Source organism: Mesorhizobium sp. (assembly GCF_965229135.1).
Classification (GTDB): Bacteria; Pseudomonadota; Alphaproteobacteria; order Rhizobiales; family Rhizobiaceae; genus Mesorhizobium.
On sequence record NZ_OZ245860.1, the window covers coordinates 4,420,641 to 4,434,436 of the forward strand.

Annotated in this window: 14 protein-coding genes and 1 riboswitch; of the genes, 8 read left to right on the top strand and 6 right to left on the bottom strand. The window is 63.7% G+C overall.

Annotated elements, in window-relative coordinates:
- Positions 1–28: 28 nt before the first annotated feature.
- The gene (gloB, locus tag ACO07C_RS21105; protein ID WP_421916092.1) at positions 29–796 is read right to left on the bottom strand and encodes a hydroxyacylglutathione hydrolase; all 768 of its coding nucleotides are present in this window, start codon (positions 794–796) and stop codon (positions 29–31) included.
- A gap of 221 nt (positions 797–1,017) precedes the next feature.
- On the opposite strand from gloB, the gene ACO07C_RS21110 reads away from it, so the two are divergent.
- The 3 genes from ACO07C_RS21110 to ACO07C_RS21120 all read left to right on the top strand — a co-directional run bounded on the left by ACO07C_RS21110 (position 1,018) and on the right by ACO07C_RS21120 (position 4,276).
- Positions 1,018–1,800, top strand: a complete 783-nt coding sequence (locus tag ACO07C_RS21110; RefSeq protein ID WP_421916093.1) for a class I SAM-dependent methyltransferase — start codon at positions 1,018–1,020, stop codon at positions 1,798–1,800.
- 123 nt (positions 1,801–1,923) lie between these two features.
- On the top strand, positions 1,924–3,753 hold the full coding sequence (locus tag ACO07C_RS21115) for an ABC transporter ATP-binding protein/permease (protein ID WP_421916094.1): 1,830 nt from the start codon (positions 1,924–1,926) through the stop codon (positions 3,751–3,753).
- Between the two features lie 202 nt (positions 3,754–3,955).
- The gene (locus tag ACO07C_RS21120) at positions 3,956–4,276 is read left to right on the top strand and encodes a DUF1330 domain-containing protein (RefSeq protein WP_421916095.1); all 321 of its coding nucleotides are present in this window, start codon (positions 3,956–3,958) and stop codon (positions 4,274–4,276) included.
- 22 nt (positions 4,277–4,298) lie between these two features.
- On the opposite strand, the gene metW is transcribed toward ACO07C_RS21120, so the two are convergent.
- Both metW and metX read right to left on the bottom strand, forming a co-directional pair.
- Entirely contained in the window at positions 4,299–4,913 is a 615-nt protein-coding gene (metW, locus tag ACO07C_RS21125; RefSeq protein ID WP_421916096.1) for a methionine biosynthesis protein MetW, read from the bottom strand.
- The gene (gene metX, locus ACO07C_RS21130; RefSeq protein WP_421916097.1) at positions 4,910–6,079 is read right to left on the bottom strand and encodes a homoserine O-acetyltransferase MetX; all 1,170 of its coding nucleotides are present in this window, start codon (positions 6,077–6,079) and stop codon (positions 4,910–4,912) included. Before metX ends, metW begins: the two co-directional genes overlap by 4 nt.
- Before the next feature lie 102 nt (positions 6,080–6,181).
- Positions 6,182–6,259, bottom strand: a riboswitch (SAM riboswitch).
- Positions 6,260–6,429: 170 nt separating this feature from the next.
- Here metX and hisC point away from each other — a divergent pair.
- Together hisC and ACO07C_RS21140 are read left to right on the top strand one after the other, a co-directional pair.
- Complete coding sequence (gene hisC / locus ACO07C_RS21135) at positions 6,430–7,539, top strand: histidinol-phosphate transaminase (RefSeq protein ID WP_421916098.1); 1,110 nt, start codon at positions 6,430–6,432, stop codon at positions 7,537–7,539.
- A gap of 6 nt (positions 7,540–7,545) precedes the next feature.
- Entirely contained in the window at positions 7,546–8,481 is a 936-nt protein-coding gene (locus ACO07C_RS21140) for a prephenate/arogenate dehydrogenase family protein (RefSeq protein WP_421916099.1), read from the top strand.
- Here the strand turns inward: ACO07C_RS21140 and ACO07C_RS21145 are convergent.
- Together ACO07C_RS21145 and ACO07C_RS21150 are read right to left on the bottom strand one after the other, a co-directional pair.
- Complete coding sequence (locus tag ACO07C_RS21145; protein WP_421916100.1) at positions 8,478–9,410, bottom strand: sugar kinase; 933 nt, start codon at positions 9,408–9,410, stop codon at positions 8,478–8,480. The two genes, ACO07C_RS21140 and ACO07C_RS21145, sit on opposite strands and share 4 nt — an antisense overlap.
- Positions 9,411–9,416: 6 nt before the next feature.
- The gene (locus tag ACO07C_RS21150; RefSeq protein WP_421916101.1) at positions 9,417–10,415 is read right to left on the bottom strand and encodes a DUF2125 domain-containing protein; all 999 of its coding nucleotides are present in this window, start codon (positions 10,413–10,415) and stop codon (positions 9,417–9,419) included.
- A 133-nt stretch (positions 10,416–10,548) separates the two neighbouring features.
- On the opposite strand from ACO07C_RS21150, the gene ACO07C_RS21155 reads away from it, so the two are divergent.
- The 3 genes from ACO07C_RS21155 (at position 10,549) to ACO07C_RS21165 (ending at position 12,887) form a co-directional block, all read left to right on the top strand.
- Complete coding sequence (locus ACO07C_RS21155) at positions 10,549–11,070, top strand: gamma-glutamylcyclotransferase (RefSeq protein ID WP_421916102.1); 522 nt, start codon at positions 10,549–10,551, stop codon at positions 11,068–11,070.
- Positions 11,071–11,197: 127 nt separating this feature from the next.
- On the top strand, positions 11,198–12,145 hold the full coding sequence (locus tag ACO07C_RS21160) for an aldo/keto reductase (protein ID WP_421916103.1): 948 nt from the start codon (positions 11,198–11,200) through the stop codon (positions 12,143–12,145).
- Between the two features lie 133 nt (positions 12,146–12,278).
- On the top strand, positions 12,279–12,887 hold the full coding sequence (locus ACO07C_RS21165) for a LysE family translocator (RefSeq protein WP_421916104.1): 609 nt from the start codon (positions 12,279–12,281) through the stop codon (positions 12,885–12,887).
- An 8-nt stretch (positions 12,888–12,895) separates the two neighbouring features.
- Here the strand turns inward: ACO07C_RS21165 and ACO07C_RS21170 are convergent, their stop codons facing one another.
- Entirely contained in the window at positions 12,896–13,690 is a 795-nt protein-coding gene (locus ACO07C_RS21170) for a lysophospholipid acyltransferase family protein (protein WP_421916105.1), read from the bottom strand.
- Positions 13,691–13,796 lie beyond the last annotated feature (106 nt).

Consider the following 13,796-nt stretch of genomic DNA (forward strand, 5'->3'; position numbering starts at 1 on the left):
GCTGTTCCGTTCGTTCGTCTCCCGGAAATCAGAAATTGTCCTTGCGCTTGCGAATCTCGGCGAACACCTCGACATCGCCAGCCTTCTCCATGCCGAGATGCTTGCGGATTGCCGGGTCGTGCCAGCGCAGGAACGGGTTGGTCGACAATTCCTCGCCGATGGTGGTCGGCAGCGTCGGCTTGTTGTCGGCACGCAGGGATTCGATCTTCCTGGTGCGTTCCTTCAATGCCGAATTGCTTGGATCGACCGTCAAGGCGAAGCGGGCGTTGGCCAGTGTATATTCATGGCCGCAATAGATGACGGTGTCGGCCGGAAGGGCAGCGAGCTTCCTGAGCGATTCATACATCACCGGCGGCTTGCATTCGAACAGCCGCCCGCAGCCCAGAGCAAACAGCGTGTCGGCGGTGAAGGCGACTTTCGATGCCGGCAGATGATAGGAGACATGGCCCGCCGTATGCCCGGGCGTGGCAATGACCTCGATCCTCTCGTCGCCGAGATGAATGACCGAACCCTCTTCGACGGTTTCGTCGATGCCGGGTATCTTTGCCTTCTCCGCCTCAGGCCCGACAATGCGCAGCTTGAAGCGCTCCTTCAGGGCCAGGTTGGCCTCGACGTGATCCATGTGGTGGTGGGTGGTCAGGATCATCGTCGGCGTCCAGCCGGTGCGCTTGATAGCTGCAAGTATCGCCTGCTCCTCCGGCGCGTCGATGATCGCGGTCTGGCCGCTTTCGCGGTCATGGATCAGCACGCCGAAATTATCGGTCCGGCACATGAACTGTTCGATTTCGACCGGCATCGCATCTCTCCGTCAGTGCCCCACGCGCTCACTTGGACGCGCAAAGAACGCTCTAAAATCTTTGTCGGCGGCATCGTGCCTTGCGAAATCGAAACCGATTTCGGGGCCAACGCGGGAGTAGACGCAGACATAGGGCGCTGGCAGGCGGATGTCATCCGCAATGTCGGCGGCATCGGGCCGCCTTTGTTGAAACCTGCTGGCATCACGGCTACATCCCTCACATGCATTCCGACATCGTCGATCTTCGCTCCTTCTATTCGACAACGCTCGGCCGGTTCGCCGAGCGTTCGATCACCATGGCGCTGTCCTCGATCTGGGCGACCGTGCCCAACGAAAGGCTCGTGGGCCTGGGCTACACCTTGCCCTGGCTGGAGCGGTTCGGGACAGACGCGGAGCGGGTCTTTGCCTTCATGCCGGCAACGCAAGGCGCCGTGGTCTGGCCGGCAAACGGCCCGGCCGCGACCGCACTCGTCTTTGACGAGGAACTTCCGCTGGTCGATTCCTGTATCGACCGCATGCTGCTGGTCCATTCGCTCGAACATGTCGAAAACCCGCGCGAGACGCTGAACGAGATCTGGCGCGTACTTTCGCCCGCCGGCCGCGTCGTCATCGTCGTGCCAAACCGGCGTGGCGTCTGGGCGCGTTTCGAACATACGCCTTTTGGCAGCGGCCGCCCGTTCTCGCGCGGGCAGCTCACCGAATTGCTGCGTGAGGCAAACTTCACGCCGGCGGCCTGGTCGGACGCGCTGTTCTTCCCGCCGTCCCGGCGGCGCTTCATGATGCAATTCCACAATATACTCGAGCGCGCCGGCCGCCGGTTGTGGCCGATCTTTTCGGGTGTCATCGTTGTCGAGGCGCAAAAGCGCCTCTATCAGGGCGTGCCGGTCGCCCAGCGCGCCTCACGCCGTGTGTTCGTCCCGGTTTTCTCGCCGCACGGCGCCACCCGCCTTGGCCGGGCGCCAGAGGTGGGTGTGCCATCGGTCCGCCGGGTGACGCGTTCGTGATCGTAGCGGCGTCTTGCGCTTCCGGGGTTTTGCCGGCCTATCTGTCGCGCTCGCTGCCCGAGCCGCGCGCGCACCCGACCGCGACCGCTGGCAACGCCGTCAGGATCGCAAGGAATCGCGCCCATGAATGATCAGCCGGACGTCGACGCCAGCGTTCGACCGGCTGCGGCTGCCGTCGAAACCAGCCTGCGCGACCAGGTGGCGACGACCTGGCGTGCCCTTGTCGGATCGCCGGTTCGCAATTGGCTGCTTTGGATGTCGGTTGGCATCATGGCCGTCGTTGTTGCCACGTCGATCGGGCAGGTTCTGCTGAACAGCTGGAACCAACCCTTCTACGACGCGCTCGCGCGGCGCGACATGGCGGCATTCCTGCACCAGCTTCTCGTCTTCGCGGCCATAGCCGGCGGGCTGCTGGTTCTAAATATCGGCCAGACCTGGCTCAACCAGATGTTCCGGCTGAAACTGCGCGAGGCGCTGACGCTGGACCTGATCGACCAGTGGATGCGGCCGGCGCGCGCCTTTCGGCTGGCCAATGCGGGCGCCATCGGCGTCAATCCCGATCAGCGCATGCAGCAGGATGCAGCGCATCTCTCCGATCTTTCGACGGATCTCGGGGTCGGACTGTTGCAGTCGTGCATCCTGCTCGTGTCCTTCGTCGGCGTGCTGTGGCAGCTGTCCTCAGGCTTCGTGTTCCACATCGGAGGCTGGTCGCTGGCGATACCGGGCTACATGGTATGGGCCGCGTTCCTTTATGCCGGCACCGCCTCGTGGCTGAGCTGGCTGGTCGGGCGCCCGCTGATCCGCCTCAACAGCGATCGCTACACACGCGAAGCCGAACTGCGCTCCTCGATGGTGCGCGTCAACGAGAATGTCGATGCCATCGCGCTCTACCACGGCGAAGCCGACGCAAAGCGGCGGCTCGAACTCGACCTTGGCACGGTTCTGGTCGCCATGCGGCGCATCTACACCGCACAGATCAACCTCTCCTGGGTAACCGATACCTATGGCTGGATCACGGTTGTGGCCCCCATCCTGGTCGCTTCGCCGGTCTATTTTTCGGGCGACATCAGCTTTGGCGGGCTGATGATGGCGGTCGGCGCCTTCAATCAGGTCCACTCGTCGTTGCGCTGGTTCGTCAACAACATCGGCAGCATAGCCGATTGGCGCGCCACGCTGATGCGCGTGGCTGATTTCCGCATCGCCCTCGACGAGACGGATGTGCTCCATGACAAGGAAAAGCGCATCGAGGTCGGCGAGAACAAGAACGGTAGCCTGACATTCGAGAAACTTCAGGTGGCCTCGCCTGAAGGATGCACAAAGCTCGCCGACCAACATGTCGAGATACATGTCGGCGATCGTGTCATGATCACGGGCGAGCCGGGCGCCGGCAAGACCCTGTTCTTCCGGGCCATTGCCGGCCTGTGGCCATGGGGAAGCGGGCGGATCGGCCTGCCGGCGGGAGAAACCCTCATATTCGTGCCGCGCGTCCCCTATTTCCCAGCCGGTACGCTGCGTGAAATTCTCGACCACCCGAACGGGACCAAGCCGGCGAGCGATGCCGAGATTTCGGCGGTGCTTGCCGAGATCGGTCTGCAACGGCTGTCTTCGTCGCTCGACCTCGCCAGGCGATGGGACCATGAGCTGGGCGACGACGAACAGCGCTCGCTGGCCTTCGCCAGGCTCGCCTTGCGCCAGCCGAAATGGGTGATCATCGACGAAGCCCTGGACGCCTTCGACGGCCCATCGCTGCGGCGCGTGCTGTCGATGCTGGAAAAGCATCTGAGCGGCGCGGCCATCCTCAATATCGGCCGCGGACAGCACAACAACCAGTTCTTTCCACGCGCCTTGACGATCGTGAAAGATGCGGGCGCACCACCGCTGAAGCCAGCCCGCGTCAGGGCAGGCGCTATCGAACCTCCGCCTCGCGCAGCCGCTGTTCGACGCAAGAAATAGCGGAACTGACTGAGGTTCAAGCCGATGGTGCGTCGCGCGGCGTTACCCGGGATGAGCACGCCGCCGGCGCCGGCCACGACCATGACCGCTCGGCAACATAATCATGCTGATTACCTGTCGAGTAATCGACCGCGCCATGACGGCTCGGCAGATTGCTCGCACGAGGCCGGCTGTACGGCTTCGATCCATCAGGGAGCCAGTCATGACAGCTTACGCCGTTGCCCATATGCGCGAGGTTTCACCCGGGCCGCAGATCGTCGAATATCTGCGGAAGATCGATGCCACGCTACAGCCTTTCGGCGGTCGCTTTATCGTGCATGGCGGCGACGTCGAGGTCGTCGAGAACAGTTGGCCGGGACATCTCATTGTCATCGAGTTTCCCGACAGGGATCATGTGCGCGGATGGTACCATTCGCCCGCCTACCAGGAGATCCTGGCGCTGCGCACGGGCAATTCCCAGTCCGACGTCGTCTTTGCAGATGGCGTCAGCCATCCGCACAAGGCGACTGATGTCCTTGGGTAGCCGCCGGGCCGACAGCGGCCGGTTATCGTCTCAGCAGGAACACCGCCTGCTGGCCGAAGAAATTCCAGAACCACCACGGCATCGACAGGCCGATCTTCTGGCCGCTGGCGTCGAGCGCGGTTGCCTTTTCAACCGTGGCTCCGAGCTCGTCGCACAGATTGACGAAGTCGCGGATGGTGCAGAAGTGGATATTGGGCGTGTCGTACCATGAATAGGGCAGGTCCTTGGTCACCGGCATGCGGCCGTTGAGGAACAATGACAGGCGGACCCGCCAATGGCCGAAATTCGGAAAGGAGACGATCGCGCGCTCGCCGATCCTGAGCAGTTCGTCGAGCACCAGCTTGGGATTGCGGGTTGCCTGCAGGGTCTGTGACAGCACGACGAAATCAAAACCCTTGTCGGGATAGAATTCGAGGTCCTTGTCGGCGTCTCCCTGGATGACGGACAGGCCGCGCGCCACGCATTCGTTGACGCCGCGCTGCGACAGTTCCAGGCCGCGGCCATCGACCTGCTTGGTGTCCTGCAGCAGTTCCAGCAGCGAGCCGTCGCCGGAACCGACGTCGAGCACCCGCGACCGCGGCGGGATGAGGTTGGCGACGACCTCGAGGTCGACGCGCTGTGTGTCGTTGACGCTCATGGCTTGAGCCCTCTTGCCCGCGCGGCCGAGCCGATGAAGCCGTTGATGGCGGCGAAAAGTTCCGGCTCGTCGAGCAGGAAGGCGTCGTGGCCACGATCGGTTTCGATCTCGACGAAGGAAACGGATGCGCCGGCGGCGTTCAGCGCGTGGACGATCGAGCGGCTCTCCTCGGTCGGAAACAGCCAGTCCGAGGTGAAGGAGACCAGGCAGAACTTGGTCTTGGTGCCGGCAAAAGCATCGGCCAGCCGGCCGCCATGGTCGGCGGCAAGGTCGAAATAGTCCATGGCCCGCGTCATGTAGAGATAGGAATTGGCGTCGAAACGGTCGACGAAGGTCATGCCTTGGTGGCGCAAATAGCTTTCGATCTGAAAATCGGCGTCGAAGCCGAAGGTCAGCGCTTCGCGATCCTGCAGGTTGCGACCGAACTTCCGATGCAGGGCCGCTTCCGACAGATAGGTGATGTGGGCGGCCATGCGCGCCACGGCCAGGCCCTTTTCCGGCCGCTTGCCATAGTCGAAATACTTTCCGCCATGCCAATCCGGATCGGCCATCACCGCCTGCCTGCCGACCTCGTGGAAGGCGATGTTCTGCGAGGAATGACGTGCACCGGTGGCGATCGGCAGCGCCGAGAAAACCCGGTCTGAATAGGTTGATGCCCATTCCAGCACCTGCATGCCGCCCATCGAGCCGCCAAGCACGCAAAACAGGGTTTCGATGCCGAAATGTTCGACCAGCATCAGTTGCGCGCGTACCATGTCGGGGATGGTGATGATCGGCAGGTCGAGCCCGTAGGGCTTGCCGGTGGCGGGGTTGGTCGAGGCCGGACCGGTGGAGCCCAGGCAGCCGCCGATGACGTTGGAGCAGATGACGAAGAAGCGGTTGGTGTCGATGATCTTGCCGGGGCCGATCAGCACTTCCCACCAGCCTGGCTTGCCGGTGACGGGATTGGTGTTGGCGACATGCTGGTCGCCGGTCAACGCGTGGCAGACGAGAATGGCGTTGGAGCGCGCATCGTTGAGCGTGCCGTAGGTCTGGTAGGCAATCTGGAACGGCGACAGCACGCTGCCTGCATCGAGCTTGAGCGGCTTGTCGGGGCCGAAGAGCAGCACCGGGCTCGACGGCTGGTCGGCTTCGTTGTTGGTTTTTCCAGCGCGCAGAGCGGCCATCGCATCCATCTCACACTTTGATCCGCATCAGCCTTTCGAGACCGATGCGGTATCCGGCCGGAGCGGACAATAAAAAACCGGCAATGCCGTCGCAAAGCCGGTTACAGGATGCAAACGGCCCTTTAGCAAGTTGTTTAACGTGGCTGCAAGCCGACCGGCCAAATCACCACGGAATCTCATTGCCCTTCTAGAACTCGGCCGCCTTGCCGTCAATGCCGACCGCTGGGCCGACTGCTACACCGACTGCTGGACTGAGCCCTGGCACCACTGCCACCTCTCGACATTGGCGGCCATGGCTTGTATTTCCGCTGCGGCTTCCAGGCGGAAGCGTTCTCGACGGATTTTGCGACATGAGCCAGATATCGGACAAGGCACGTCCAACCCCACGCGCGGGCATCATGGACATCGAGGCCTACGTGCCCGGCAAGAGCGCCGCGCCGGCTGGCGTCGCCAAGGTCTTCAAACTGTCGTCCAACGAGAACCCGCTCGGTCCATCGCCCAAGGCGATCGAGGCCGCGCGGGAGATCGCCGGAAAGCTCGACATCTATCCCGACGGCACCGCAAGGAGACTGCGCGAAGCGATCGCCGAGGTGCATGGCCTCAATGCGCAGAACATCATCTGCTCCAACGGTTCCGACGAGATTCTCGGCTTGTTGGCGCAGACCTATCTCGCGCCGGGCGACGAAGCTGTCTTCACCGAACACGCCTTCATGGTCTACAAGATCTACATCCAGTCGGCGGGTGCGAAGCCGGTCGCGGTCAGGGAGACCGAAGAGCGCGCCGACATCGACGCGATCCTTGCCGCCGTCACGCCGCGCACGAAGATCGTGTTTCTGGCCAACCCAAACAATCCGACCGGCACCTATGTGCCGTTCCAGGAGGTGCGTCGCCTGCATGCCAGCCTGCCCAGGCATGTGCTGCTGGTGCTGGACGCCGCCTATGCCGAATATGTCCGCCGCAACGACTATGAAGCCGGCATCGAGCTGGTCGGCGGCGCCGAGAACGTGGTGATGACCCGCACCTTCTCCAAGATCGGCCTGGGTGGCGCGCGGATCGGCTGGATGTATGCGCCGATGCATATCGTCGACGCGATCAACCGGGTGCGTGGTCCCTTCAATGTCAACGCGACGGCGATCGAGGCCGGCATCGCGGCGATCCGCGACCGCGACCATGTCGAGCGCAGCGTGGCGCACAACGAGACCTGGCTCACATGGCTGAGCGAGGAGTTGACAAAACTTGGGCTGCGGGTGACGCCCAGCGTCGGCAATTTCATCCTCATCCATTTTCCCGACGACCAGAAACATTCGGCGGCGCAGGCGGACGAATACCTGACCGCGCGCGGCTATATCCTGCGGCGCGTTTCCGGCTACGGCTTCCCCAACGCGCTTCGCATGACCGTCGGTACCGAAGAGGCCAATCGCGGCGTTATCGCCGCTCTCACGACATTCCTGAAAAGCTAGAACGCCATGACGTCACCCATGTTTGAAAAGATAGCGCTGGTCGGCATCGGCCTGATCGGCTCTTCGCTGGCGCGTGTCATCCGGCGCGAGGGCCTGGCTGGCCATGTCGCCATTTCGACACGCAGCACCGCGACGCTGGCGCGGGCGAAAGAACTGGGGCTGGGCGATTCCTACACCACGGATGCGGAGGAAGCGGTCCGCGATGCCGACCTGGTCATCGTCTCGGTGCCGGTCGGCTCGTCCGGCGCTGTCGCCGAGGAAATCGCGCCGGCGCTGAAGCCCGGCGCCATTCTCACCGATGTCGGCTCGACCAAGGCGTCGGTCATCGCGCAGATGCAGCCCTATGTGCCGGCGGGCGTGCATTTCATCCCGGGGCATCCGCTGGCGGGTACGGAAAAATCGGGTCCCGACGCGGGCTTTGCCGATCTCTTCGACAACCGCTGGTGCATCTTCACGCCGCTTCCCGACACCGACCCTGAAGCGCTGGAGCGGCTGTCGGAGTTCTGGCGCCGCTGCGGCTCCAACATCGACACGATGGATCCCCAGCACCACGACATGACGCTGGCCATCGTCTCGCATCTGCCGCATATCATCGCCTACAACATCGTCGGCACGGCTGACGATCTGGAGTCGGTGACCAAGTCCGAAGTCATCAAATACTCGGCCTCCGGTTTCCGCGACTTCACCCGTCTCGCCGCTTCCGATCCGACCATGTGGCGCGATGTCTGCCTGCACAACAAGGACGCCATCCTCGAAATGCTGGCGCGGTTCTCGGAGGATCTGGCTTCGCTGCAGCGGGCCATCCGCTGGGGCGACGGCGAGAAGCTGTTCGACCTGTTCACCCGCACCCGTGCGATACGACGGTCGATCATCGATGCCGGCCAGGACATCGACGTTCCCGATTTCGGCCGCCAGGCGGTCGAACATCCGGCCAAGGGCTAGGCCTGTCCAGCAGGCCAGTGTTCGGCGACCATCGCCAGCGTTTCGGCCCTGTCCGGTGCGCCCAGCCTGCCGCCGAAGCGCAGACATTTGAGCGCGGCCGCGGCGCTGGCGAAACGCAGCGCCTGCTCGATCGGTATCGCCTCCGCCAGCCCGACGGCGAAGGCGCCGTGGAAGACATCGCCGGCGGCCAGCGTGTCGACTGCCTTGATCCGTGGCGCGGGGACATGGCGAGGTGATCCCGCCGCCCTGTCAAACCACCAGGTTCCCGCCGCGCCGCCCGTAATAGCCACGAAGGCGTCTGTTCGGGATGCCAGATCGTTGCAGGTGGACTCCAGATCCAGCGCCTGGCCGCAGATGATGCGTGCCGCCGGTTCGGAGGCGACAATGTGGGAAGCCAGCGGCAACAGCTGCTCCAGCACGGCCAGCGGCGCGGTATCGGCATCGAGGATCGCCGGCCGGCCGATGGCGCGCGCCGCCTTCAAGGCAAGTGCCGCCGCGCCCGGCCAGCGCACGTCGACCAGCACCGCATCGAACGCCGTTAGATCGGCGACCGGGAGCGCCCCTGGGGCCGCTTGGGCACGGATGTCGTAGAAAGGCACGATGATGCGCTCGCCATGGGCATCGACCAGGATCGACGCCAGCGCTGAACGGGCGCCAACGACACGCCGGACGAAACCGCAGTCGACACCCTCCGCCTCGATCCCGGCAATCAGCTGGTCGCCGACGGCATCGTCCCCCGCACTTGCCCAGAGCGAGACTTCAGCTCCCAGCCTGCGCGCGGCGCATGCCGCACTGGTGGCCATGCCCGAGGCGATCTGGACGCCGTCGGACGCGATGAATTTCCCCTGATGCGTGGGAAGCTGGTCCACCCGAAGGATGGTATCGAGCGTCAGCGCACCGACGCTCAGAAGTCTGACCGGCCTGATCATGGCCGCCTACCGCACCGGCTTGATCTTGCCCAGCGGGATGAAGCCGATCGACGCCCTGCTCTTGACGATCTTCAGCGGCAGGGACGGCTCGTTGCCCAGCATCGCCAATCCGGCAAAGCCCTGCTCGATCTGGCTTTTCTGTTCGGGAATCGCGGTGCCCAGGATCGCCGCGACGGCCTTGGGATCCTTGAGCCAGATGGTCAGGTCGGCGTCGATGAGGCCGTCGGCATCCACCGACATCGGCCCCGCCACGGTGATCCGCGCCGTTCCCGATGACAGATCCAGCTTGGCGATGTAGATCGACTGGCCGCGAAGGCTCTTCGCCTGGGTTTCGAGCAGCGTCAGGCCGTTCTTCAGCGTCACGTCGCCACTGCCGTCGAGCGCGGGCAAAACACGTCCGCCGATCGCGTCGGCATCGATCTCAAGGTCGGTGAAACTTCCCGCGTAGTTGACGTCGGTGCCGTTCGGACGCAGCTGTCCCGTTGCCGTGCGGGCGTAGAAGAGCTCGACCGGGTCGGTATCGTCGATCGGGTCGGTCTGGCCGGACAGCCCCGTGGCCTCCAGCGTGATGTGCCGGGGCAGGGGCCAGGACAGTTTCGCCTTTGCCTGCAGGGTTTCCCAGTCGATCCAAAGCGGCAGCATGCCGGGGATGGAGGTTCTCAGCGGCCCGCGCAGGTCGGCGAAGGGCGTAAGGGGTTGGGTGATCTGCGCGACGGCACTGAAGTTGCCGGCTGAGGCCGCGATGTTCCTGGCGTCGTCCTGATAGCCAAGGGTGTCGCAGGAAATGACGAAGCTGAACGGATAGCCGCTGACCGCGAGATTGCTGCAGCCCGCCACGATGCCCTGTCCCTTCAGCGTCTCGACGGCTCTGTCGGCTTCGCTTCTGACCTTGTCCGACAGATAAAACCAGCCGGCGCTGTAGATGCCGAAGAGCACCACAATGAAGGCGACAAGCCACCAGAGGCGGCGGCGGCGGTTCGGCTGAAGCTCGTCACTTGACGTCATGCTGCGGCTCTCGTTAACGCATGGCTGTTGTAGACGAGGGAGACTCGTTTCCAACGACAATAGGTAGGGACGGACTGAAAAAACACCGGCTTCGGTGCGGTGCCATCACTCTTTTGCATTCAGGCTCGGCGATATGGGCGATTTTTGGGTTTTTGGCTACGGCTCGCTGATCTGGCGGCCGGGTTTCGCGCATGTCGAGACGCAGCGCGCGCGCCTGCACGGCTATCGCCGGTCGCTTTGCGTCTATTCCTTCGTGCATCGCGGCACGCGCGATCGACCGGGCCTGGTGCTCGGCCTCGACCACGGCGGCTCCTGCGTCGGGCTGGCGTTCCGCGTCCCCGGCGATTTGCGCGACGAGGTCGTTGCCTATCTGCGCGAGCGCGAACTGGTGACCAGCGTTTATCTCGAGCGCACGCTCAAGGTTCGCCTCGACAGCGGTGCGACCGTCGAGGCGATGGCCTATGTTGTCGACCGCGACCATGAGCAATATGCCGGCGCGCTCGATGCGGCTCATGCGGCGTCCGTCGTGCGCGGCGCCGTCGGCCAGTCCGGAAACAACGAGGACTACGTGCTCAGCACGCTGGAACATCTCAAGGCGCTGGGTATTCGCGATCACTGGCTGGAGGATGTGGCTCGGAGGATGATCCCGGCCTGAGGCTTGTGCCAGGCGGCTAGAAAAGACAACCAGCCCTTTGACCTCGTCGTCCCAGGACCTAGGTTAGTGCCGAGCCTCAAAACTAATGGGCGCCACGCGCCCGTCCAATTCATCATGGAGATCCGTCTTGCAGAAACGCCGTCTCGGTCGCACCGACCTTTCCATCGCGCCCCTGGTTCTGGGCGGCAACGTCTTCGGTTGGACCGCCGATGAGGCAACCTCCCTGGACCTGCTCGACCGCTTCGCCGATGCCGGCCTCAACGCCATCGACACGGCGGATGTCTATTCGCGCTGGGCGCCCGGCAACAAGGGCGGCGAATCGGAAACGATCATCGGCAAGTGGATGAAGAGCCGGGGCAACCGCGACAAGATCGTGGTCGTCACCAAGGTCGGCTCGGACATGGGGCAAGGCAAGAAGGATCTTTCCGCCGCTTATATCGAAAAGGCCGTCGACGCATCGCTGAAGCGGCTGCAGACCGATGTCATCGATCTCTACCTGTCGCATTGGCCGGATCCGGCGACGCCCTACGAGGAGACGCTTGGCGCGTACGAGAAGCTGATTGCCAAGGGCAAGATCCGCTATGCGGGCTGCTCCAACCTCGATGCCAGCCAGTTGCGCGCCGCGCTCAATGTGGCAAGCCTGCGCAGCCTGCCGCGCTACGAGGTGCTGCAGCCGGAATACAATCTCTACGACCGCTCGTCCTTCGACGGACCGCTGCGCGACCTTTGCATGGCAGAGGATATCGGCGTCATCACCTATTTCAGTCTCGCCAAGGGGTTTCTCAGCGGCAAATATCGCGGCAAGGCCGATCTTGGCCAGAGCGCGCGAGGCGAGGACGTTGGAAGTTACCTGAACGATCGCGGCATGCGCATCCTTGCGGCGCTTGACGCGGTATCCGCCAGGCATTCGGCCAAGCCGGCTGAGGTGGCGCTGGCCTGGGTGATAGCGCGCCCCGGCGTCACCGCGCCGATCGCCAGCGCTACCAAGGCATCGCAGATGGACAGCCTGATCAAGGCGGTGTCGCTCAAGCTGAGCGCGGATGATATCGCTGCGCTCGACAGGGCAAGCGCCTAGCCACCGTCTGCTGCCTCCTCATCGCACTGAAGTCCGTCGGTCAAGCCGGCGGACTTTTCGCACGATCGTCCAAGACCATCCGCCCGGCTTCGCCATACCGTCATTCGCGCGGGGCAGGTTAGGGCGATCCAGGATGGCCGGACAGGTGCTTTTCGACACGGAAACATGGCGCCAGTTGCTCGGGCTGGTGCTTATGGCCACGGTGGTCATGGGCAGCCCGGGGCCGGCGACGATCAGCGTCACCGCCGTCGGTGCCGCCTTCGGCCTGCGTGGTTCGCTTGCATACGTTTCGGGGATCGTTCTTGGCACGGTGGCCGTCCTGATGGTCGTGGCTACCGGGCTCGTGGCGGTGCTGGTCTCGGTGCCGAAGCTCGCACCGATACTGGCGGTCGCATCCGCGTCCTATATTCTTTACCTCGCCTTCAGGATCGCGACAGCACCGCCCCTGGCAGCCAATGACGATCAGGCCGCGCGTCCGACATTCCCTGCCGGGTTCCTCCTGGCCATCGCCAACCCCAAAGCCTATGTCGCGATTGCCGCCGTGTTTGCTGGCGCAGGTGGGCTCGGCGTCGAACTCAAGCTGGCGGTTCTCGCCCTGATGATTGTCGCGATCCATGCCGTCTGGCTTCTCGCGGGCACTGCGTGTGCGCGCTTCCTGCGCCAGCCGGTGGCGTCGCGGATCATCAACCTTGTCTTTGCCGCAACGCTGGTCCTGACCACCGCGCTGGCGACGTTTTCCTGACTGTCGTTTCAGCCCTTGGCCGCGACGCCCAATTCGCGCAGCCGCTTGACGGCCGACGGTGGCATCGCCGGCGGGTTGGGCGCACGGGCCGCTTCAATGAGGAACTGGTCGCAGGCGGCTTCCGTCTCTCCGATCAGCCGCGCCATGAATTCGTCCTTGCCCAAACCGGGCGGGATCGGTGGCAGGAAGCGCGCCTTGATCGTGCCGGGATAGCGCAGGAATTTCCGGCGCGGCCAGTAGAGGCCCGCGACATGGGCTACCGGTACCACCGGAACGCCCAGCTGCGTATAGATTTCGACAATGCCGTATTTGTAGGCGGGTTCGTCGCCGGGCGCACGCCTCGTGCCTTCCGGATAGATGATCAGCTGGCGTGGGTTGCGCGCCATTTCCTGCTTGGTCGCGGCCACCACCGCCTTCAGCGCCTTCGAGCGGCTGCCGCGGTCGACCGGGATCATACGCATCTTCATGATGTACCAGCCGAAGAACGGGATCCAGGTCAACTCGCGCTTGAGGATGTAGAGCGGGTCCTTGAGGAACGGGAAGAAGGCGATGGCGTCCCAGAAGGACTGGTGCTTCGGAGCGAGGATGAAGGAGCCCTCTGGCAGGTTTTCCTGGCCGGTGATCTCGTTTTTCGTCCCGGCGACCTTGTCATAGAGCCACATGCAGGTGCGCGACCAGAATTTCGGCACGAACCAGGCGCGATCGCGAGGCGACAGGAAGTAATAGGGGGTCCAGACGATCATCTGCACGATCAGATTGACGTAGAAGACGAAGTTGAACGCCAGCGAGCGGATGTAGAGCATGTGGGGGGCCCGGTGAGGAAGTGTGCGTTGGTTACACCAAGCGCGGGCAAAAAGGAAACGCCGCGATTATTGGAAATCGAGCGAACGAGCAGTGACCCCGATGCTC